Annotated in this window: 18 protein-coding genes and 4 pseudogenes; 9 read left to right on the forward strand and 13 right to left on the reverse strand. The window is 43.1% G+C overall.

Annotation, left to right across the window (positions count from 1 at the left end; genetic code table 11):
* The first annotated feature begins 88 nt into the window (after window positions 1-88).
* Window positions 89-535: a conjugal transfer protein MobA gene (gene mobA / locus NQ565_RS13375; RefSeq protein ID WP_005643552.1), complete on the forward strand. Its 447-nt coding sequence runs from the start codon at window positions 89-91 to the stop codon at window positions 533-535.
* Window positions 510-1,151, forward strand: a pseudogene (locus tag NQ565_RS13380) (relaxase/mobilization nuclease domain-containing protein); the annotation flags it as partial. The gene mobA and the pseudogene NQ565_RS13380, both read left to right, overlap by 26 nt.
* Here the strand turns inward: NQ565_RS13380 and NQ565_RS16995 are convergent.
* From NQ565_RS16995 to NQ565_RS13420, 8 genes and pseudogenes are all read right to left on the reverse strand, one after another.
* Window positions 1,149-2,591 (reverse strand): annotated as a pseudogene (locus NQ565_RS16995) (glycoside hydrolase family 71/99-like protein); the annotation flags it as partial. The pseudogenes NQ565_RS13380 and NQ565_RS16995 overlap by 3 nt on opposite strands.
* A gap of 60 nt (window positions 2,592-2,651) precedes the next feature.
* Entirely contained in the window at window positions 2,652-3,638 is a 987-nt protein-coding gene (locus NQ565_RS13390) for a DUF6528 family protein (RefSeq protein ID WP_040315425.1), read from the reverse strand.
* A 91-nt stretch (window positions 3,639-3,729) separates the two neighbouring features.
* Window positions 3,730-4,674, reverse strand: a pseudogene (locus NQ565_RS13395) (hypothetical protein); the annotation flags it as partial.
* 94 nt (window positions 4,675-4,768) lie between these two features.
* Complete coding sequence (locus NQ565_RS13400) at window positions 4,769-6,307, reverse strand: hypothetical protein (protein WP_005651640.1); 1,539 nt, start codon at window positions 6,305-6,307, stop codon at window positions 4,769-4,771.
* A 27-nt stretch (window positions 6,308-6,334) separates the two neighbouring features.
* Window positions 6,335-6,946: a fasciclin domain-containing protein gene (locus tag NQ565_RS13405; protein ID WP_005651642.1), complete on the reverse strand. Its 612-nt coding sequence runs from the start codon at window positions 6,944-6,946 to the stop codon at window positions 6,335-6,337.
* Between the two features lie 14 nt (window positions 6,947-6,960).
* Window positions 6,961-8,430, reverse strand: a complete 1,470-nt coding sequence (locus NQ565_RS13410; RefSeq protein ID WP_005651644.1) for a RagB/SusD family nutrient uptake outer membrane protein — start codon at window positions 8,428-8,430, stop codon at window positions 6,961-6,963.
* A gap of 13 nt (window positions 8,431-8,443) precedes the next feature.
* Window positions 8,444-11,581: a SusC/RagA family TonB-linked outer membrane protein gene (locus NQ565_RS13415; protein ID WP_005651646.1), complete on the reverse strand. Its 3,138-nt coding sequence runs from the start codon at window positions 11,579-11,581 to the stop codon at window positions 8,444-8,446.
* Between the two features lie 190 nt (window positions 11,582-11,771).
* Window positions 11,772-15,707: pseudogene (locus NQ565_RS13420) on the reverse strand (hybrid sensor histidine kinase/response regulator transcription factor); the annotation flags it as partial.
* 205 nt (window positions 15,708-15,912) lie between these two features.
* On the opposite strand from NQ565_RS13420, the gene NQ565_RS13430 reads away from it, so the two are divergent.
* The 5 genes from NQ565_RS13430 (at window position 15,913) to NQ565_RS13445 (ending at window position 17,971) form a co-directional block, all read left to right on the forward strand.
* Complete coding sequence (locus NQ565_RS13430) at window positions 15,913-16,260, forward strand: helix-turn-helix domain-containing protein (protein WP_175456014.1); 348 nt, start codon at window positions 15,913-15,915, stop codon at window positions 16,258-16,260.
* Window positions 16,261-16,548: 288 nt separating this feature from the next.
* The gene (locus NQ565_RS17040) at window positions 16,549-16,701 is read left to right on the forward strand and encodes a hypothetical protein (protein WP_394330092.1); all 153 of its coding nucleotides are present in this window, start codon (window positions 16,549-16,551) and stop codon (window positions 16,699-16,701) included.
* Window positions 16,702-16,809: 108 nt separating this feature from the next.
* Window positions 16,810-17,112, forward strand: a complete 303-nt coding sequence (locus tag NQ565_RS13435; RefSeq protein WP_005651656.1) for an ISAon1 family transposase N-terminal region protein — start codon at window positions 16,810-16,812, stop codon at window positions 17,110-17,112.
* A gap of 58 nt (window positions 17,113-17,170) precedes the next feature.
* Window positions 17,171-17,656: a transposase gene (locus tag NQ565_RS13440; RefSeq protein ID WP_005651658.1), complete on the forward strand. Its 486-nt coding sequence runs from the start codon at window positions 17,171-17,173 to the stop codon at window positions 17,654-17,656.
* A 120-nt stretch (window positions 17,657-17,776) separates the two neighbouring features.
* Window positions 17,777-17,971 carry a hypothetical protein gene (locus NQ565_RS13445; protein WP_231292969.1) on the forward strand — a complete coding sequence of 65 codons (195 nt, stop codon included), beginning with the start codon at window positions 17,777-17,779 and terminating at the stop codon, window positions 17,969-17,971.
* 56 nt (window positions 17,972-18,027) lie between these two features.
* Here NQ565_RS13445 and NQ565_RS13450 read toward each other — a convergent pair whose 3' ends face one another.
* The 3 genes from NQ565_RS13450 to NQ565_RS13460 all read right to left on the reverse strand — a co-directional run bounded on the left by NQ565_RS13450 (window position 18,028) and on the right by NQ565_RS13460 (window position 19,123).
* Window positions 18,028-18,357: a hypothetical protein gene (locus NQ565_RS13450; RefSeq protein ID WP_005651663.1), complete on the reverse strand. Its 330-nt coding sequence runs from the start codon at window positions 18,355-18,357 to the stop codon at window positions 18,028-18,030.
* Window positions 18,354-18,659, reverse strand: a complete 306-nt coding sequence (locus NQ565_RS13455) for a MerR family transcriptional regulator (RefSeq protein WP_005651667.1) — start codon at window positions 18,657-18,659, stop codon at window positions 18,354-18,356. Before NQ565_RS13455 ends, NQ565_RS13450 begins: the two co-directional genes overlap by 4 nt.
* A 203-nt stretch (window positions 18,660-18,862) precedes the next feature.
* A complete protein-coding gene (locus tag NQ565_RS13460; protein WP_316928860.1) occupies window positions 18,863-19,123 on the reverse strand; it encodes a tyrosine-type recombinase/integrase in 261 nt (86 codons plus the stop codon).
* A gap of 206 nt (window positions 19,124-19,329) precedes the next feature.
* Here NQ565_RS13460 and NQ565_RS13465 point away from each other — a divergent pair, with 206 nt between their 5' ends.
* A complete protein-coding gene (locus NQ565_RS13465) occupies window positions 19,330-20,559 on the forward strand; it encodes a site-specific integrase (RefSeq protein ID WP_004311259.1) in 1,230 nt (409 codons plus the stop codon).
* Window positions 20,560-20,578: 19 nt separating this feature from the next.
* Complete coding sequence (locus NQ565_RS13470) at window positions 20,579-21,790, forward strand: site-specific integrase (RefSeq protein WP_004311260.1); 1,212 nt, start codon at window positions 20,579-20,581, stop codon at window positions 21,788-21,790.
* Window positions 21,791-21,854: 64 nt separating this feature from the next.
* On the opposite strand, the gene NQ565_RS13475 is transcribed toward NQ565_RS13470, so the two are convergent.
* Window positions 21,855-22,148 carry a helix-turn-helix domain-containing protein gene (locus tag NQ565_RS13475; RefSeq protein WP_004311261.1) on the reverse strand — a complete coding sequence of 98 codons (294 nt, stop codon included), beginning with the start codon at window positions 22,146-22,148 and terminating at the stop codon, window positions 21,855-21,857.
* A 12-nt stretch (window positions 22,149-22,160) separates the two neighbouring features.
* Complete coding sequence (locus NQ565_RS13480; RefSeq protein WP_032849094.1) at window positions 22,161-22,364, reverse strand: helix-turn-helix domain-containing protein; 204 nt, start codon at window positions 22,362-22,364, stop codon at window positions 22,161-22,163.
* Window positions 22,365-22,639: the final 275 nt, after the last annotated feature.

The raw sequence follows: 22,639 nt of genomic DNA on the forward strand, positions 1-22,639 counted from the left end.
CAATTTGCTCCGAAGTCGCAAATTGTGGGGGAGAAACAGACGGCGGCAATGCCACCCGGTGGAATTGTACCACATAAAAAACGTATATATGAACAACGAGAAAAAGCGTCCCCGCACACGGGGAAAAGGGGGCAGATTGCCCAAGTCGAACCCGGCCGTCCGCCGTGAAACCGTCAATCTGGACGAAGCCGGCCATGCACGGTTTCTCACCATGTTTGAGCAGTCCGGCCTGTTGTCCAAATCCAAGTTCATCGCCGCACGGATCTTTAACGAGGAGTTCAGGGTGATCCGGACAGACCGTGCCACAATGGAGTATGTGGCCAAGCTCACGGAACTGTTCCGGCAGTTCCGTGCCATAGGAGTGAATTACAATCAGGCAGTCAAGGAGTTGCACATCCATTTCACCGAAAAGAAAGCGTTGGCACTGCTTTACAGACTTGAAAAGCTCACCCTTGAACTCGTGGAGCTGAACCGCCGGATTGTCGAACTTTCCCAAAAACTCGCCTCACATGGTAGCCAGGATCAGCGTGGGTAAGAACTTGTACGGTGCATTGGCCTACAACCAGAACAAGGTCGATGAAGGCGGTGCGAAAGTCCTTTCGGCACATCTCCTCCGTTATCCCGAAGACGGGCGTTTCCGTCCGGATGAATCCGTGAGGCAGTTTCTCGAATGGATGCCGAACCATTACCGCACCGAGAAGCCGGTCATACACATCTCCCTCAACCCGCATCCCGACGACGTGCTGACCGACGGGCAGCTGGCGGAAATCGGCAGGGAATACATGCAGCGGCTCGGTTACGGCAACCAGCCCTATCTTGTCTTCAAGCACGAGGACATCGGCCGGCATCATATCCACATCGTTTCCCTGCGTGTCGATAGTGAGGGAAGGAAAGTATCCGACAAGTTCGAATACCGTCGCAGCAAGGAGATTACCGAACTTCTGGAGCAGAAATACGGCCTGCATCCGGCGGAAGGCCGGAAGAAAGGCGAAGAGTGGCAGCTGAAGCCGGTAGATGTTGCCAAAGGGGACATCAAACGGCAGATCGCCTGTACCCTCAAACCCCTGCTCGAGCTTTACAGCTTCCGCACAATGGGCGAACTCCGTGCCCTGCTTTCCCTGTATAATATAGGAGTGGAAGAAGTGAAGGGCTGAATAACCACCCGATTTACGTTTACCCTTAATGCCCATATCCGACTCACGCAGACGTTTCATATCGACCTTCATCATCGATTTAGCCTGCTGAATATCTTTTTGAATCTGGTTCATCAAACCAATAGCTATCGGATAACGACCTTGGCTGATTAACTGACCTACCTTATCCAATGAGCGATGACAAGCTGTAAAATCCATCTTGAGATGTTCCATGAAACGAGCTTCTTTACGCAATTGAAACAACATAAGCGGTAAAGCCAAACCACGTTCATCGGCAGTTTCACCCTTGAACTCGGCTGCATATTTCAAAGTGATACGTAATTCGCGGTCACCGTTTTCAACCGTCGGTTCTATTTCATGACCTTCTGTATAATCGCTCCAAGAAGCTATAAACATCATGTCCAAACTATCTTTTTCAGCCATGCAATATTTCCACATACTTTCATAAGTTTCACCATTATTGCGAGGCATATAAAAGAAATGTCCACGTCCCCAACCGGCACAACCGCTATTGTCCATTCCCGGCATAGCAAAACCAGACTTGATAGTATACATCGGATTATTACTGTGCCAAATGGAATCACGGAACGGAGTCATAAATGCCAGAATATCTTCCTGAGTAGCATAATTATCCCATTTTGCGTGTTCCTGGTCTCTTGCACGCACGCGCGCCGGAAGCCAGGCAGTAGGAATTTCCCCCAAAGCTTTCCAAGCTTCCATTTTTTCGCTATATGTTACTGGTACGTATTGGTTATTCTCCAGTTTACCCCAATCTGCCCAACGGCGCAATGTAACCGGCTGCTTCATACCTTGTGGCAACTTTACCATAGACAGGACCTTCCGATATTCATCGGCAGTAGCTCCGGGACCAAAATGGTAGAACACCGGCATGCCTTTTACAATAGGTGCTGTAGAGCCTGTAAAGACGCTATCCACCAAATATTGATAACATTTAGCCATATATTCGGTCTTCGTCTCACGGCTATTGATTTCCGGATAAATTTTAGTTATCCAGTCATAATACAACCAGCCATCACACCAATTCACACCAATTTCAAAATCATACTTCTCAGCCACCTTCTGCATGGCACGCAAAAGTATATCGTTCTCGTGCGGAAAGAAGCCCCACTCTATAAAGAATCCATCGATTTTAGCTGCCTTAGCCGACAAAATCTGATATTCAATATAGTCGGGATCCAGATTTGACTGCATACCCACTAACGGATAAGCTACAGCCGCAATCTCATGTCTTCCTTCGTCGCCAATCAAGTCGGCATTATAACACAAAGTCTTCCTGCCGGTACTTGATTTTTCGGTATTTGCATACATTTCCCAACGCCCCAACTTACCATCGTGCTGACGGGTATAACGTACACCATGAAAATCGGCATACACTTTTTTCCCATTCTGAGCACTCAAGCAGAGAACAGAAAACATACTTATAAAAAGAAGAATGCATCTCATAAAAATGATATCTTATTAATTAGCAAAAGTCGGTTATTCTGATACGACCCAATCATGTTGTTCAGGATAGCTGAAAGTATTGTCTATCATCCAGCGACCTTTATAAATCTTAGCACCTTTCATCTTGAAGAGTGCTTCACCTTGTTCGTTCACCAAACCTTCAGCCCACCATTCTTCCGTAGGTTTCAGCATGAGGACTCCTTGAGGGCCATTACATACGCTCTTAATACCCGGCAAATCGAATACTTTTTCACAAGTAGGAGTCTCAGTAGAAACATCAAACTTATAAACAGCTGAAGTCGCCGTAAACCATAATTTATCAGCTTCACCATATACCGGGAACAAGTCATGACCACCACTTTCATTTTCAAACGTATAAATACGCTTTTGGTTAGTCAATTTAGGTTTCATACGGTCACCATTATATTTAAAACGGAACAAAGCTGTGACACCGCCTTTAATGGTAGCCGAAGCATACAGATAATTTCTGGTTTTATTCCATACCACATTATGCGCATTACCTAATTTAACGGTATTGGCTTTCACGCCAAATACTTTCACAGTATCGACTACAAACGTATTGATTTCACCCGATTTAGATTCAGCTGTTACAATATTACCATCCGGTAATAATTCTGCAGAGTGAGGATTCTGACCGCAATTACCATAGAACATCAGTTTATGGTCGGCAATACGAATTAATGCTACCGCACCGCCCGAAGCCGTCATCAGAATATACCGTCTGTTATAAACCGGTTTTACTTCACTGGGATTCACAAACCAACGCTGATGTGCGGCAGGCACTTTTGCAGTATAAGAATCCCAACTCCAAATATTCTGTTGAGTATTGGCATCTCTAATAACAATGGCATGTCTGGACTGTTCAGCCAACACATAGGCATTTTCAGGTATCTCTACCATAGGTTTATCTTGCTCCGGAATAGAATTCTCATCGTCTGAACAAGCGCCCAAGACTATCATCAATCCCCAAAAAGCTGCTAACAAACTAAGTTTTTTCATGGTTATCGTATTTTTAATATTTCTATTTATTTTTTCTTTTATCATAATAATCTACTAATGAATGAACTTGCTGATTCAACTGTGACACTTACTCCAGATAAGAAACATAAGGCTCATAGTCCAAAGAAACAACTCCCTTATTGGTATCTACAGCATCATTGTATTTAAAATGTACCCAACCGACACAACGTCTAGATTCTAATAAACGCAAACAGAAATTCTGATAGAATTCTCCGCGATGTTGCTGGGTACGTACTAACCATCCTCCACCTTCCGTATTGGTATATTTCTTTCCTTCATAATAGGCATCGTCAGCCTTCACATAAAAACGTACTTTCTCACGAGTCAATTCATCTATATACGATGTAAACGTAGGCTCAAATAGAAGTACCAGACGGTTATACTTATTATCCTCAAATGCATAACCCAGATTCTTGCTCATATCCCACATAAAAGAGCTTAACAAATGCAGATTCTCTGCATACGCCATCTTACGGGAAGACGGATTCAACAAAGGTATCCGGGGTTCAGGCGGAAAAGCTTCTACCCGCTTTGAACCATAGGAGATATAATTAAAATGATTGACCGAAAGCAATGTACCGGTTTCTTCACTCCATCGAACCACACTGCCAAACTTTCGCTGCAGAGCTTGCTGTTGAGCCGATGAAGTACCTGGTCGTACATGCTGAATGCCATGAATCAAAAAGGCGCCTTCATCAGGATCGAGTAAAAAGGAGCGTCCTTCACAAGTAGCTACTCGAAAGAAGCCCTTTTTACCGATAACTGACGTGGGATGCAAATTAGTTCTTCCTCCCCAGAATGTCTGTGCATGCTGTACAGTTGGCTGATACCAGTTCATACCATCTATAGTACGCGTTTCACGAGAATCCTGAGTAGACCATGACTGGAAGTTTCCGCTTTGCCATTTCCGATATTCCACAGGATGATAGGTATATTCTTGCTTGTCAGGCTGCGAAGGTTGGATGATTTCCAGTTTGCTTTCTTCTATTTCCGCTGAAGAAGAACAAGCCCAAATACTCCATCTGCAACTAGCCCAACAAAGCAAACCTATCCATCCCTGGTTCCATCATCCCATAACCCTTACAATCTAATCATTTTACATTAGCTAATCATTTCTTTTTAGGGAACTTAATTTCAACGGTCATTACACAAGCATTGGCAATACCCGGATTAACTTCCTTCGGACCTGTAATATCCACGATCTTCATCACACCGATTCTATCTCCACCTGCTGCAGAAGAGCCACCGGTACGGAAGGCTACTATATCACCTGCCTTAATCGGAGTAAGTTTGGAAATCTTAATAAGGTCAGAAGAAATCTTAGAAATAGACTCGGTAGTAGCATTTTCATAATCAAAATTAGGAAGAGTCGTGAAACGAGTCATATTCCTAGCCTGGATATTCTTCAAGTTTCCTGAAGATGCCTTGTATTCGCCATCTTTTTCTGTATCATCCATAGAATACAAACGAGGAACAGCTTGACCACCAAAGCAATAAAGCTTAAAGTCCACATTCTTGGCATTTTCCGGTGAAGACAACGCATAGTCAATGGAGTAAGTCTTCAAATCCTTCAAAGAAACCAATCCAAAGGCATCGGGATATTTATCATGCGCCGTATTCGCTAACTGTTGACTACCTACATATAAAGTCGCCACATCCATATTGACATAAGCCTTTACCAAACTTTCAGCTGTCTTATCCTGACGGCCATCCGATACAACTACCTTCACTTGCGTAGTGGCAGCTGTAAAGTCGAACTTCGGTGCATAATCCAGTATCTTCTCACCATGCATCTTTTCACGATAAGCTTCTACTTCCTTGCCGTTTTCGATACGATAAATCACAATTTCCTGCAAACCTTTTACAGATTCAACGTGCATAGAAACACCCGACTTCACACCGGTTTCAGCAAAGACAACCTGATCGTTCAAGGTTAATACCGGACCCGGAACAGTACGATAGGTAACCGGCAAGGTAGAAATAGTAACATTACCATAAGCATCTTCTGCTTTAACCTTGAATCCCTTGTCACCTTCCTTATAATTAATCATATCGTCGAACGAGTATTCATGTTCGCCATTGAGTATAGCAGTACCTTTATTTTCCTGACCATTTATTGTCACCAGGAACATCTCTACCTGTTTCAAACCAGCTTCAGAATTAATCTGAAAAGTAGTACGGGGAATTACCGGATTTTCATCCATTTCATCATACACAATCTCTTCTGGATTAAAGGTAATAACCGGACGTTCTTTAACATCTGTGATAGCAAAAGGCAGTGTACCCACTACTTGATTATTCAACTTATCAATAGCCTCTATTATGAAAGACTGATAATTAGAACCGTATTCAATCTGTTCAGACAAACTATAAGAATTCGGATTAAAAAATTCAGTAACAGTTTTATAATCAATGATACCTTCTGCAGTCTGAATCTTCATATCCACTTGCTGTAAACCAGCTTGTGACTTGATGACAGCCACCACGGGTAAGTTGTCTACCAGGTTTAAGTCAATATCTAATTGTTCCATCGGGAATTTAACAACCGGAGCAGCAGCATTCGGATCGATGTTATCATTATCATCGCTGCAAGCCACCAGATTCAAGCAAAGCCCAATCAATAAAAGGGTATATAATTTACGAATCATAATTATCTCATTTAAATGTAATACGGATTATTTTTTGTAATAACAATAATCTTCAAAAATATGGATTACACCATTGGTAGGAAGAATGTTGCTAGTCTTAGCCTTGCGCTGAGGAGAATGGCCATTGCTACCAGTTTCGTTCACCAAAACTTTACCTACAGCAGCCTGCCAGAGATTTTTCCACACAGACATCGTCATCAAACCATTTTCACCCGACAGCATGGTTAATACAAACATAGCTTCTACCTGTAACTGACCATAAGAGCTATACTCACCATCTACAATGTGATAAAGCAGCATATTTTTCACGGTTTCCTTATCACATTCTGTAATAGACGCAGTACCCGGGAATACATTTTCACGATAATTAGCCATAGCGGTATTATTCAATGCTAGATAAGTATACATCGATTCTGTTTGTGTGTAATAATCTTGCAAACCTGTATACTCAATAGCTTTAATTAATTCCGAGAAAGTTTCCTTATGATTCTGGAAAAATTCCCAAGCAGTAACCTTTACATGAGGATCGGCTACGGATGATTCATAGTCATAGTTTTTCTGCAAATCCAAGTCGCAGCTAGCCAATACCAAAATTGCCCAGCATGCCAACAGTGCCTTATATAATAATGTTTTTTTCATTGTTACAGTTCTTTTTAATTGTTACTCTTTCCATAATATTCATTCTGCACAATATTGGGATTCTCAATGATGTGAGAATAGTGGATTGGGAAAAGTTCATTACCATCCTTACACAACCCATTGATCGGTTGCATCACGGTTTTCCATTGACCAGTACGTAACAAGTCGAACCAACGACGACCTTCGCCTGCCAATTCTACCTGACGTTCACGTAGGATATAATTAACCAGTTCATCTTCTGATGCAAAATCGTTTTCGGTCAATGTCTGTAATCCTGCACGATCGCGAATCTGCTTCACCAATTCCAAAGCTTCACCCCATTTACCCATGCGGGCACGAGCTTCTGCTTGAAGCAACATCATGTCAGAATAACGGTAAATAGGATAACCTACCTCACAAGTTTTATTCAATGAGTTACTGATATCACCCGACATATATTTGCGTAATTCATAACCTTCCTGATAATCTTTCACGATAAAGTCTTTACGCAAGTCGCCCTTCATGTCATCAGCATTAAAAATGTCCATAAACTGATCAGACATTACCGCAGCACGGTTACCAGAACCAGAAAACCACTGATACATGTAGCTGTAACCGTTCGTACCTACTTCATCCATATTAAAATGGATCAAGAAGATAAATTCACGCGTATTATATTCATCGTTTTCCGGTGTATTATCTGAAGGCTTATTTACCAATTCCTCTGTAAACATAGTATGCCAAGCTTGCAGATTAGGTTCGAAGTCTACAAAACGGCCGCCTTTCTTCGACTGAATAGAAGCCATTTTTTCAATGGTCTGATCAGCCAGGTTATATTCTTTCTTCCACATGTAAACATCCGCCATAATAGCCCATACACCGCAGATTGAAATACGCTTACGTTCAAAATTCTTATTACGGTTAATCAGTTTCTCGGCTTTCTTCAAATCGGGTAAAATCACCTGATCGATAATCTCATTCTTATCGGTACGTGCTTTATAGATAGCATCAGAATACTTTTCAGTAGGTTCAGTAAACAAAGGCACATCACCCCACACACGAATGGCGTAGAAATAAGCTAAGGCACGCAAGGCATAAGCCTGACCTAAATAGTCATTACGGTCAGATACGTCAGGCATACTAATCTGAGGTACATACTTGATAGCCAGGTTAGTCTGATTAATCATCTGATAAAGATTAGTCCATCTAGCACAACTCTCATCCGTAGACATCAAATTGTTGATGACACGAGCCTGATCGGCCATTACTGGAGCACCCGGTGCTACATTATCAGAACGGAATTCGCCCCAATAGAAATAGTTTTCACGAAGGGTAGTACGTAACAAACCATAAATTTCATTCACACCAGCTTTCGCATCGCGGGCAGTCTGCCACATCTTGTCGGCAGGAATTTCGCTCACCGGTTCTTCATCCAGAAAATCCGAACAGCTATTTAAAGACAGAGCCAAGCATATAGCTCCTACATAATATTTAATCTTATTCATATAGTATTCTCAATTAAAAGTTAGCAGAAAATCCTAAACCAAATTCTCTCTTTCTTGGGTAACGATAAGAATCCTTACCGATCTGTAACGGGTTCCGTGTAGAAAACTCAGGATCGAATCCGGAATAGTTGGTCCAAGTTAATGCATTGTTCACAAAAGCATATACATTCAATTTCTTCAACATCAACTTTCTAGACCATTTTTCGGGTACATCGTATGCCAAACGAATATTCTGCAAACGAATGAAAGAAGCATCTTCCAGATAGAAAGAGTTACCCATACGTGCGTTATTGTATTCATCGTTATACGGACGCGGATAAAGAACCTGATCACCCGGTTTCAACCACATGTTATAAATAACTTCCGGAGAAGGAGTAGTTCCAGAATATTTAAACATATTACGGTTATGTTCAGCAGCGTTGTAAATCTTACCACCCAGTGAATAATAGAAACCTAAATATAAGCTTAAGTCTTTCCAAGTCAATGTAGTATTCAAACCACCTGTAACTTCAGGCATAGCATTACCAATTACCATACGGTCGTTATCATCGATAATACCGTCACGGCTAGCTTCAGGTTCTTCCCAATTGTAGTCACCTCCACGGAAGGGTTTACCATTCGGTAATTTCTTCTTTTGGATATTACCTTCATATACTTCTCCGTTCAACAGATATTTATATTGGAATACACCATTTTCAAATACCGGAGTCAGTTGTTCCCAGTTATCAGTAAACGCATTAGATTCATCATATGCAAATACCCCTGCATTCTTGAAGCCATAGAAGTCGCCTACCTGACCACCTTCCTGCATCCACCAGATATCACCTTCCATATAAGCCTTGCCTTCTGACAATTTCTCAATACGGTTTACGTTACGAGAAATATTGAAAGAAGAATTCCATTTCCAATCCTTGCTACGGATAATATCACCCGATACGGCTATTTCAAAACCACGGTTGCTCATCTCACCCACATTGGTTTTCATATAAGCAAAACCTGATTCCTTTGGTAACTGATAATTAGCCAGCAAACCATCTGTATACTTATCGTAGTAGTCGGCAGTAATCGTTAATCGGCTATTCCAGAAGTTCAAATCGAGACCTAAGTTGAACTGCTTAGTTTCTTCCCATTTCAAGTTATCTTTACCGATACGGGTAGGAATCACACCACCGATATTATCATAAATAGAGTTCGGTGAATAAGAATAGATATAATCGTAATTACCGATTGCTTCGTTACCTGTAATACCGTAGCTTACGCGAATCTTAGCATCTTCAAGGAATTTCTTAGAAAATTTCATGAAGTTTTCATCAGAGAAACGCCATCCCACAGATACTGAAGGGAAGTTGCCCCACTTGTTTTCTTTGGCAAATCGAGAAGAACCGTCACGACGCATATTGGCTGTGAACAAATATTTACCCTTATAGTCGTAAGTAACACGAGCAAAGACAGATGCCATAGAATGGTTGGTCAATGTAGAGCCTGTAGCCGATAAGTCCAGATTGGCAGAAAATGCATTCATGGTATAAATAAAGTCAGTAGAAGAATTCATACCCACAAATGTTTCGTTTTCATAACGCCACTGTTGTGCACTGACACCGAGCATGGCACTGAAGTTATGACCCTTAATCTTACGAGCATAAGTGATGAAGTTTTCATTCATCCAGTTCCAGTTCAAATAGTTATAAGAATAGCCCTTATTCTGCTTCTGCCATTCGTCAGTAATCAAACTCGGTTCGAGTTTTTTACGCTTATCCAAGTAGAAGTTCGCATTGATATTAGTTCTAAACTTCAAATACTTATTAAACTTGATTTCAAAGAATTGGAAGAAGTTTGCCTTATACGAATCTGTAAAATCTGTAGTATAGTTAATTTGAGCAATCGGATTCTTCTGACCATTAAATACACCAACTAATGATCCGTCAGGATAAACAATATTGAAATAAGGACGACGAGACAATACAGCACTCAACAACTGACCTTCATCCAAACCTTTTTTCTTAGAGTAGGTTAATGAAATACGGCTGCCCATATTCATCCAATCTGTCGGAGAATAATCTGAGTTAATACGTGTATTCAAACGTTGGAAACCCGTATTTGAAATAATACCTTTTTCATTATAATAACCTGTATTGATGAAATACTTCAATTTCTTCGTACCACCACCAACACTGACATCCACCTGATCTTTTTGTGCAGTAGTAGTAATCATATCCAGGTAATCATTATCTACATTAAAGAAAGCATTCAAAGGATCATCGAGAATATCAATACTTTCATTGGGTTTACCACCTCCATAGATTTCAAAATATTCCTTACGAGCGTAGTCGTAGGCCAAACGATCCTTCCGGTTAGCCTGTGCTACCTTATGCGACAGGTTACCCCAAGAGTGATTATACTTGATATCGATACGGGGTTTGCCTTCTTGTCCACTCTTAGTAGTAATGATGATCACACCATTGGCAGAACGAGAACCGTAAATAGCCGCAGAAGCCGCATCCTTCAAGATTTCCATAGAAGTAATATCGTTCGTATTGATACCATCAATACTTTCCAAAGGCACACCATCTACGATATAAAGCGGAGTCACACCTTCAGCAGAGAAAGTAGAAGTACCACGAATCTTAATAGAAGAAGACTCACCCGGCTGACCAGAACCAGAAACAACCTGTACACCGGCTGTAGTACCTTGTAATGCTTCGAATACGTTCGTAGCCATCTTCTGTTCAATCGCCTCACTAGAAATAGAAGTAATAGCACCGGTTACATCACGTTTCTTCATAGTACCATAACCTACTACAACTACTTCATTCAACAATTTGGAATCTTCTTCCAAAGTAATGTTCAGGTTCTTGTCTTTTACGACCACTTCTTTGGTATCAAAACCAATGAAAGAAATAACCAGTGTAGCACCTTTCTTTGCGACCGTTAATGAGAAGTTACCATCCAAATCGGTAATGGTTCCGTTAGTAGTTCCTTTTTCCATTACGTTAGTTCCCGGCAGAGGAAATCCTGTTTTGTCTACCACTACTCCTTTCACAGCAAATCCACCTTGTGCATAAGTTGGACTAGCTAAGAAAAAGAGACACAAGAACAACAAAAGGAACGATTGAAACAACCGATCTTCTGTTCTTTTTAGTAATTTTTTCATAACTAGAATTGTTTTTATATTGGTTAATAAATAAGGTTTTATTCTTGTGAACACAACACACAATGAATACCTGAACACACCTACACTAGCAGATGTAATTCAACCATGCAAAAATAAATTATCTAAGTACACGTCACCCTATCCAATCGTTCGCAAGATAAGGTCTAATCATTCAAATGAGAGGCTATAATCACTTCTCAGGGGGTACAGAAGGGGTATTTTGTATCTTTCGGTATTGTGTAGGAGCTACACTGAATAGTTCCTTAAAACACTTATTAAAATATTGGGGATTACCAAATCCTAAGCAATAAGCAATATCAGAAATGTTCAATTCCGAAGCATTCAACAAGAGATAAGCAGCCTTCTTCAGACGCAAATTCATGATAAAATTATTTGGCGTATGTCCCGTTATACCTTTTATCTTTTGGAACAAGACTGTACGTCCTACGCCCATTTCTTTAGAAAAGACATCAACCGTGAATTCCGGGTTTTCCATGTTTCTCTCCACCACTTGTATAGCTTGTTCAATGAACTTTTGGTCTAATTCGTTCGTAGCTATTTTTTCAATCTTATTATCTAATTGATGAGCATACTTATTCTGCAGCATCCTTCTTGTATTTATCAAGTTATTACACTGCATCACCAGCCTACGCATATTAAACGGTTTTACCACATAAATATCTGCACCAATTCTCAATCCTTCCAACTCTCTCTCGGGTGCACCTAAGGCAGTAAGAAGTACTACCGGAATATGGCAAGTCTCTATATTATTCTTAATCTTAGCACAGAGTTCTGTTCCTGTCATTTCAGGCATCATAATATCCGAAATAACCAGATCCGGCTGCATAGTCTTCACCTTTTCATAGCCTTCCTTGCCATTGCAGGCAGTGTCTACCGTATACAGCGGAGAAAATATGTCGACTAACACGGTTCTAATTTCTTCATTATCATCAATCACCAATAACTTGCAATCGGTGGTACCGCTCTCTTTCTGTGAAGTACGTACTTCTTCAACCAACGCCTCTCGCTCTTCTGAGTGATAGATATATTCTTTATTTTGTTCAGGTTCGATTCGAGCTACCGAAACGTCAAAATGAGCATCTCCCTTCTTTAAGGTGACTTGAAAACAAGAACCTTTACCTAGTTGACTTTTCACGTTTATCTCTCCTTTATGTGCCTTCACAATACCTTGAGTTAAAGCCAGTCCAATACCCGTTCCTCCATACAGGCCGATATTCTCAACCTGATAAAAGCGTTCAAATATCTTTTGATAATCTTCTTCAGAGATACCCGCACCATTATCCGTTACAGAAAAACGACAGACCATATCTTTCTCGGTAAAGCCCAGCACAATCGTGCCACCATCGGAGGTATATTTGAAAGCATTCGACAACAAGTTATTGATTACTTTCTGCAATTGCATTCTATCTCCCCATATCATACAATGCTGCACATTCATATGTAATGAAAAAGAAATATTCCGATTAGCTGATAATTCCTTGAACAAGACAAAATGCTCCTGCAGCAAATCACAAAGATCGAATTGCGAAATCTTCAGTTTTAAAAGTCCTTGTTCCTGCTTTCTAAAATCCAACAATTCTGAAATCAGCGATTTCAGATTTCCCGCATTCTTATGGATATTCAATAATTTGGAATAAGCGTAAGTGGATAGTTTTCCGGAATTCAGCAGCAAATCTACCTGACTTATAATCAAAGTGATAGGAGTTCGGATTTCATGAGAAATATTCGTAAAGAAACGTAATTTTGACTGATTCATTTCTTCTATATACTGCTTCTCACGCATTTCAAACTCTAACGAAGTCTTCAAAAACAGACGACGACGATGTTCACGTATCAAAATGTATAGAATTGCTAATATCGCACAAATATAGATAATGTAAGCCCACCAAGTAGCATAAAAAGGTGGAACAATGGTAATTGTAAGTGAGCGAATTACCGCTGGAAAATTCTTCAGACGAATTTCAAACTTATAATGACCAGGAGAAATATTAGTATAAGTAACATAATTACCCGAAAGAATTTCGCTCCATTCATCCTTATATCCTACCAAACGGTATTCTACCTCTCCTCCACCAATATGCAAAAAATTATCAGTGGCAAAACCAATACTAAACACATCTTGAGTATAATCTAGACAAATTTCGTCAGTATAAGCAAATGCTTCGGACAAAATGCCGGTTTCGTCTCCAGTTATAATCTCCTGATTGTTTATATACAATTGCGTCAGATTCAGATCATATATTTTGGGAGGATAATACAAATTATTCTCTCGGATGGCAATCATACCCGTAGTACCACCGATATAAATATTCTCATCACGAGATACCTGCAACGATTTCCGGTTTACTAAAGTCAACGGGAATCCGGTCTTCGAATTAAAATTAATAATCTTACCGGTACGCTTATCCAACATAGACAACCCGTGTCCGGTACCAATCAGCAAATTGCCGGAAGGAGTCTCCGCCAAATCACGAATATTATTTCCTGAAAGCTGATAATCTGGTGTATGCAAATGAAATTGGCTGTCTTTTTTATCCAACAGGAATAATCCTTTTCCATGCGTACCTATCCAAATATCTCCATATCGGTCCTCATAAATAACATTCACCAAAAGTTTTTGAGATCGTACCTCCTTATCCAAACGGATACAATAAGTCTGAAAACTCCGTTTTTTAATATCATAAGCCATACATCCTTCGGCTGCAGCAAACCATAGCCGCTGCTTGGAATCCAATAAAAGGGTATTGTAATTATGAGTAAACAACTCGTCTTCATGAAACAAGATATCGGTTTTCTTTGTCAACTTATCCAAACTGGCTACCGCCGACGTGGTACCTACATACAATTTCTGCGGTGTATCTGCCAAGGCAAACAAGGCATCACCTACAATGCTGGCTTGCGAATCGTTCAAGGTAAACTGTTCATTCCTATGGGTTTCCAAATGAAAACAATTCAATTTGTTGGTAAAATCGGCTGCAATTCACAAACAATTATAAGCCTCATCATACACAATATCTTTCAGATAATCGGTACTAAAACGATGTCCTGTAAGGGAATTAAAATGTTGAAACGTATTGTAACGAGGCTGATACATATCCAATCCTCCACCTTCAGTACATATCCAGATATTTCCAGCTCTATCTTCAGCCATCGCTCCCACTACCGGGAATGACAAACCTTTCTCTGAAGCATAAAAATGTATATAGTGCTGAAACGCGGGAGAAAAATAATTAACTCCTCCCCAATACGTTCCAATCCACACCGTACCTTGTTTATCGGTATACAGAGAGGTTACTGAGCGGTTAGACATAGAACCTATTTTAGTAGGATTAGGTTGATAGTAAGATACGGTTCCTGATTTTACATCAATCTTACTCAAACCACTACGATAGCCCACCCATATGTTTCCTTCTAAATCTTGACACAAAGCTCTGGCCATATCGTCGTGCGCGTAGGTCTGTAACAGACTACCAGCCAGGTTAAAACAAACAACACCATGTTCTTGCGCACCTACCCAAATATTCCGGTCATTTCCTTGCATCACCTTTAATACTTTGATATCGGGCAACTGAAGAGTAGCTTTACCGCAGGAGTCAACCTGCACTACGCCTTTATCTTTTAAAGCAATCCACAAAGAACCGTCCATACCTTCCACCATAGATGAACCGGTATCAGCCAATTGAAGGTCTTCGTACATCCGCTGCAAACGCTTGGAATGCTTATCATATAAAAACAGTTTTCCACCTTCTACCACCCATACACCGTGTTTTCCCTTGGCTAAAGTAGCAGGAGCAGTAACGGGTAACAAATAATATTTTTCTGTATTTAAATCGAATTGAAAAATACCGGTGGAAGACAATAAGAACAAACTTCCCTGACCGTCTTCTATCATCTGACTAACATATAGATTACCATAACTGACAGAATCGTTGTGAAAATGATTATAAACCTTAATTTGATTACCATCATAACAGTTCAAGCCATCCAACGTAGCAATCCACATGCGAGATTTCTCATCCTGACAGATATCACTGACTGTTATCTGAGACAAACCGTCCTCCACTCCCAAAGTATTAAACTTATACTCTTGAGCGTTAATCGGAGATACCCAAAAGAAGAACAATATCTGAATCAATAAATGATATACAAGTAACCAACATTTCAACATAACAAGACCTAAGGTTTGTAACACACCCCAATTGCGACACAAAAATAGTACTTTTTATAATATCTACAAAAAAGAAAAAAGAGGCCATCTCAAAATGAAGTGCACCCCAAAAGTTAGACACCAAACTTTTGAGATGTTTTTTATGAAGTACGGTTATGAACAACGGCTCATCATTGTTAGCCGGGTAAAACAAGAAGAAGCAATAGCTCACTTATTGAGAGAGTGTCATATCAATAAAACTCAGATATTGACATGGGTGAGAATGTGGGACAAATATGGCCGTTCCGAACTGGAACAACAACCACATTGCCGCCCTACGGTTCAATTAAAGGAAGAAGTCGTACATTTAATATTAGAAAAAGGTGTATCTTTGGCCCATATAAGAGTAGAATACAGAATTGACAAGACGGTACTACAACGCCGGGGCAGCACAGTACGCAAGTATGGTTATGAGGCTCTTAAACCGTCCAAACGCCGAGGAGACCACTGAAAAACCCTATGAGACGCCCAAAGAAAAAAGAACCGCAAACTGAACTTGAGAAGCTTCAGGCTGAAAATCTCCGTCTGAAAGCGAAGAACGTACTATTTAAAAAAGCGAAGGCCTTAGTCGAGGCAAAGAAAGGCCAAGCACTTCTAAATGGGCGCGGACCATCGACAAACTAAGATCGGATTATCCTCTTGACTTGCTATTGGAGTAAAGAAAGATGGCTCGTTCAGTGTTCTATTACCATCTAAAGCGCCTTAAAACCGCTGACAGGTATGCTAATCGATTAAACTGATTTTTCATGAGCATAAGGAACGCTATGGCTATCCTCGTGTGACAACGGAGATGCATAACCGTAGTTTTATGTTAAACAGACTTACGAGTGACTTGTGGCTTAAAAGCCAAATACGGGGTCAGTCCGAAAACCCTTTGGGTATGTTATGTTAATAGACTAAAGTAATCTATCTTTGCTGTCATATTTTCAAAACAACAATCTAATGAATTCCAATCACAACCTACAATAAGTTACTCCGAGTCATCTTTCCCGAAGTTTTAATGGAGTATTTCGATATCTCCGGTTGGCATGACGACTCTGTCAAAATCGAGGTCTGGCTTGATGAAAAACACTACTTGGAACGTTCCGATTACAAGAGTGGAACTGTGATTTCGCATGGCTCTACTGGTGAGAAAGTTATTCAGGACTTTCCTCTTTGCGGCAAGCCTGTTTATCTCCACGTAAGACATTATCGCTGGTATGACAAAACTACCGGGGAAACATTTTCCTATACCTACGATGATCTTACAGCCGAAGGAACGAAACTTACTCCCGAGTTCGTTGCTTTTCTAAAAGAAGATTAAAACTACGGCGTCCTACATAAGCTCCATAGCAGAGGCTTATGGTGTAAACGGTAAACAGTTGACTTCACAGTACAAGGGGTTTATCAGCGCATACAGAGAGTGGGACCTGTTGGATCATGCCACAGAATATGTCCTGTTCAAACAGAACATAGGTCCCTGCCTTTGTATTGACGAGACTTCTTTGAGCTGCGGAGAATTATATACTGTTGTCACCAACCGTGCAGACCGTAGTGGTAGAGGCAACCTTGTGGCCATGATACGTGGCACAAAGTCTGAAGAGGTCATAAAAGTACTTGAAATGATTCATGTCTCCAAGCGCAAGACGGTCAAAGAAGTCACTTTAAATTTTTCACCGACCATGATACGGACTGTCCGAACGACTTTTCCCAACACCACTATGACCAATGACCGATTTCATGTACAGAAGCTCTTTTATGAGGCAATTGGTGAACTCAGGATTACTTATCGTTGGATGGCACGGGATTTGGAGAACGATGAAATTCAGCGGTGCAGAGAGCTGGGGATAGAGTATGTTCCGTTCTGATATACTAATGGCGATACCCGTAAACAGCTGCTGGCAAGGGCCAAGCATCTATTTGTCAGGCATTTTAGTAAATAGACCAAATCCCAAAGTTTCACCAGGGACTGGAAATATTTCAACAAGGTGATGCCAGCAGATACGAAAACCGGACTCCGTCCCAATCCCCTGAAACTGGACGGTGTGGATTCAGACAACGTGGAGATACTCGGCAACTGGCTTGCCGCAATCAACCGGAATGCCCGGACAGGGGATGACTATATGAAAATCGGGACCCCTGTCCGATTTCCGCATCCTTGTCTGTACCAAGAGAATTTGTGATAGGGAACTGAAAAAAATATCCTAAGTTTGCCTGTAATGGAAAGAAAGACACTCCGTCATTCCTTTTCCTCAAAGGAAAGGTTTTCCACCTGTCTGTTAATAACCTTCCAGTCAATGGAATCCTTAAGATTGATTATATCCACAATCGAATAATGCCTGGTCCCGTTCTCCTCTTCCGCAAAACGCAGCCGTCCGCTCAAACGCTGCTTCTCAATCTCTGCCGGATCGAGGTTTATCAGCTCACAAACCTCATCGGGCAGCATGGAGAGTTCTACACAGTTATCCTCACAGATATGTTGCAGCACGGCCAACATGTTGAGGGACTTCTTGTAACTTCTCACGAGTGCGGCGAACGAGCCGCTTTCAACCTTAATCATCTTTCTCATAACCTTTTATTTTTAGAGTGTTCTTCTTTTTCAAGCAGCATGGCACGCAGCACGTCCGAACGGCGGTAGTAAATCTTCCCCTTGTCACGGTGGAAAGGCAACGAACCGTCATTGCGGCGTCTTAGAAGTGTCCTGTCGGACATTTTGGTAAGCAGGCGCACGCCTTTTGAATCCAGTATCTCGCTGTCGGGCAAGTTATGTATGGCAGGAGCCAGTAACTTTTCAATGTTGGTTACTTTGGCGAGTATGGTACTGAGCATGTGGGTCATCTGCCCACCAGGTGCAGTTCTTCTGTTATTCATAATGACCTTGTTTTTATTGTTTACGGTGCAATATTACGGAGATATTACAAGGTCATTGGTTACTCAACCGTTGAGCAACCGCCAAAAAAAGACAGAAAACGCCAGAATGAAATAAAAAAGGCCGGAAGCAATCTCCGGCCATTCCTGAAAGAGCAAGCATCCGAACCTCATGTCTGCCTTTGCTCATTCCAAACACCCTCTCCTTACATGGAAAAATGAAAATCCATCTTTATCTGTGACATCTCACGTATCACTGTACGGTCCAGCACACGCGCATAATGACGGGTCATCTGAACATTGGTATGCCCCAGCATTTTAGCAACGCTCTCTATCGAAACACCATTAGCCAGGGCAAAAGTGGCAAAAGTATGACGCGCCATGTAAGTAATATTTAGAAATGCAATAAAAAACAGAATGACGATAATTAAACGTAAAACGTTTATAATTAAGCATTTTGCGAGAATTGCAGAACAGACAGACCTGCAAAAGAAAACAAAATATTGCGACGTTTCAGTTACCAGACTGTTAGCCGCCTGTTTCGGAAACGACGGCAGGTAACCGAATTTTTACCGATAAGAACAAAGCGGATTTGTATTCACTGTTTCTCAATGTTTTGCATGCCAAAGGACGCTTTTCAAAGGAGTATTTTTACAACCTAAAAAAGAGCGTTATGAAAGTGGAAAAATTCAAGGTGCTGCTCTACCTGAAAAAGAGCGAGCCGGACAAGACCGGCAAAGCCCCGATCATGGGACGGATCACCCTCAACCGCACGATGGCGCAGTTCAGCTGCAAGCTCTCCTGCACCCCCGGGCTGTGGAACGCGCGTGAGAGCCGGCTGAACGGCAAGAGCCGGGAAGCGGTGGAGACCAATGAAAAAATAGAAAGACTGCTGCTTGCCGTACACTCGGCCTTCAATTCCCTCATGGAAAGAAAAAGGGATTTCGATGCCGCCGCGGTCAGGGACATGTTCCAGGGCAATGCGGGCATGCAGATGACCCTGCTCAAACTTCTCGACCGGCATAACGGGGAAATGAAGGCCCGTGTCGGTGTGGACCGTGCGCCCACCACACTCTCGACCTACCTCTTCACCTACCGCACGCTTTCCGAATTCATCAAGGCGAAATTCAAGGTTCCGGACCTTGTCTTCGGGCAGCTCAACGAGCAGTTCATCCGCGACTATCAGGATTTCATCCTTCTGGAAAAGGGATATGCCGTGGACACGCTTCGCGGCTACCTGGCCATCTTGAAAAAGATCTGCCGCATCGCCTACAAGGAGGGCCACTCGGAGAAATACCATTTCTGCCACTTCAAGCTGCCCAAGCAGAAGGAGACAACACCGAAAGCACTCAGCCGTGAGAATTTCGAGAAGCTGCGTGATCTGGAGATACCGGAAAAACGCAGGTCACATGTCATCACCCGGGACCTCTTCCTCTTCGCCTGTTACACCGGCACCGCCTATGCCGATGCGGTAAGCATCACCCGGAAGAACCTCTTCCGGGATGACGAGGGCAGCCTCTGGCTGAAATACCAGCGAAAGAAAACCGACTACCTCGGACGTGTCAAGCTGCTTCCGGAAGCCGTCGCGTTGATTGAGAAATACCGGGACGATACCCGCGAGACTCTTTTCCCGCCGCAGGACTACCACACGCTCAGGGCCAATATGAAATCCCTGCGCCTGATGGCAGGGCTGAGCCAGGACCTTGTCTACCACATGGGACGGCATTCTTTCGCCTCGCTGGTCACGCTCGAGGAGGGAGTGCCGATAGAGACCATCTGCAAAATGCTGGGACACTCCAACATAAAGACCACCCAGATATACGCGCGCGTAACCCCGAAGAAGCTGTTCGAGGACATGGACAGGTTCGTCGAGGCAACCCGCGATTTGAAACTTATCCTTTAATCCCTAAACAATCATTATCATGCGCAGTACATTCAAGCTCTTATTCTACATCAACCGTAACAAGGTGAAATCGGACGGCACGACCGCCGTCCTCTGCCGGATCAGCATCGACGGAAAGAAATCGGCAGTCACGACAGGCGTCTATTGCAAACCCGGGGACTGGGACAGCAAGAAGTGTGAAATCAAAACAGCCAGGGAGAACAACCGCCTTGCCGCCTTCCGCAGCCGGTTGGAAGAGGCGTACGGGAACCTGCTGAGGAACCAGGGAGTGGTCACGGCCGAACTGCTCAAGACCACCGTGTCAGGCGCCAATTCCGTACCGGAATACCTCCTGCAGGCCGGAGAGGTGGAACGCGAACGGCTCAGGGTCCGCTCCAAGGAGATCAACTCCACTTCCACCTACCGCCAGTCGAAGACCACCCAGCTCAACCTCAGGCAGTTCATCGAATCCCGCGGGATGAAGGACATCGCCTTTTCGGACATCACCGAGGAGTTCGCCGAATCGTTCAAGGTCTTTCTCAAGAAGGAGCTGGGACACAGGAACGGACACGTGAACCACTGCCTGTGCTGGCTCAACCGGCTCATCTACATCGCCGTGGACCGGGAAATACTAAGAGCCAATCCGATAGAGGACGTGGCATACGAGAGGAAAGAAACACCTAAACTAAGGCATATCAGCCGCAGTGAACTGAAGCGGATGATGGAAACCCCGCTGCCCGACCCGATGATGGAGCTGGCACGCAGGACGTTCATCTTCTCCTCGCTGACCGGTCTGGCCTACGCGGATACGAGGGCTCTCCATCCCCGTCACATCGGAACGACTTCGGAAGGAAGAAGGTATATCCGCATCCGCCGCGCCAAAACGGACGTGGAGGCGTTCATCCCGCTGCATCCCATAGCCGGACAGATACTGGAGCTTTACAACACCACGGATGACGACAGGCCGGTATTCCCGCTGCCGGTCCGCGACGTCCTCTGGTATGAGGTACATGGAATGGGCGTGGCATTAGGCATGAAAGAGAACCTGTCCTACCACATGGCCCGGCATTCGTTCGGGACCCTGACACTGACCGCAGGTATTCCGATAGAGAGCATCGCCAGGATGATGGGCCACACGAACATCGACAGCACGCAGGTCTACGCCCAGGTCACCGACCGGAAGATATCCTCGGACATGAACCGGCTGATGGAAAGAAGAAAGCCCGCGGCCGGCAAGGAAGCCGCAGGCTAAATAAAAACTGCCGCCGGAATCGTAAATGCAATTCCGGCGACAATCCTTAAACTTAAATACGATATTATACCAATGCAGGGTGATAGTTCTCCTCCAGCAGCCTCTCGATGTCCGACTGCCTGTACAGGATCTTCCCGCCAAGCTGGATATAGGGAATCCGTCCTTGGTCCCTGTAATCCTGCAGGCACCTGCGGCTGATCTTCAACATCCCGGAAAGCTCCCTGTCGGTCAGGAACCGTTCCCCGTTGAAGGGAGGACGGTTGTCACGGGCAAGACGTTCCACTTTTTTCTCCATGTCGTCCAGCAGGGCAAAGAACCTGCGGACACGTTCGTTCTCCTTGTCGATAATGCCTTCCATCTCTTCCGCTCTTTAAAGGTTTCCGTTCTTCCTTCTTTCTCTCACCTCCTTCTCCTTGCGTCTGATGCCGACGTAGACCATCAACTTCTCCACATCCCCGGGCTTGTAATAGAACTTGCGCTGGAGGCGGGTGAACGCCAGCCGTCCGGTATCGCGGAGAGTCTGCAGGGTACGCGGCGAGATGTCAAGGCGCAGGCAGACATCCTGGCCGTCCAGTCACTCTCCGGGTTCCTTACAGCGGTTTCTCTCATACAATCTGTCCACACGTGCGGACAGGTTCTCGGCGCGCGCCAGCATCCTCTCAAGGACACCGGCCTCGATGTAGCATATTTCCATATTTTCAACTCGTTTAAATATCAGTGCGAATATAAGGGAAGAAACCATGAGAGGCAAGCACGACCGGCACACTGGCAGGAATAGTCATGGATAGTCGGTTTTTGTCATATGGGAAGGAAAAAGAAAGCCGAAGCAGGTCTGGATCCACTACCCCC

This window comes from Bacteroides stercoris ATCC 43183 (assembly GCF_025147325.1).
Classification (GTDB): Bacteria; Bacteroidota; Bacteroidia; order Bacteroidales; family Bacteroidaceae; genus Bacteroides; species Bacteroides stercoris.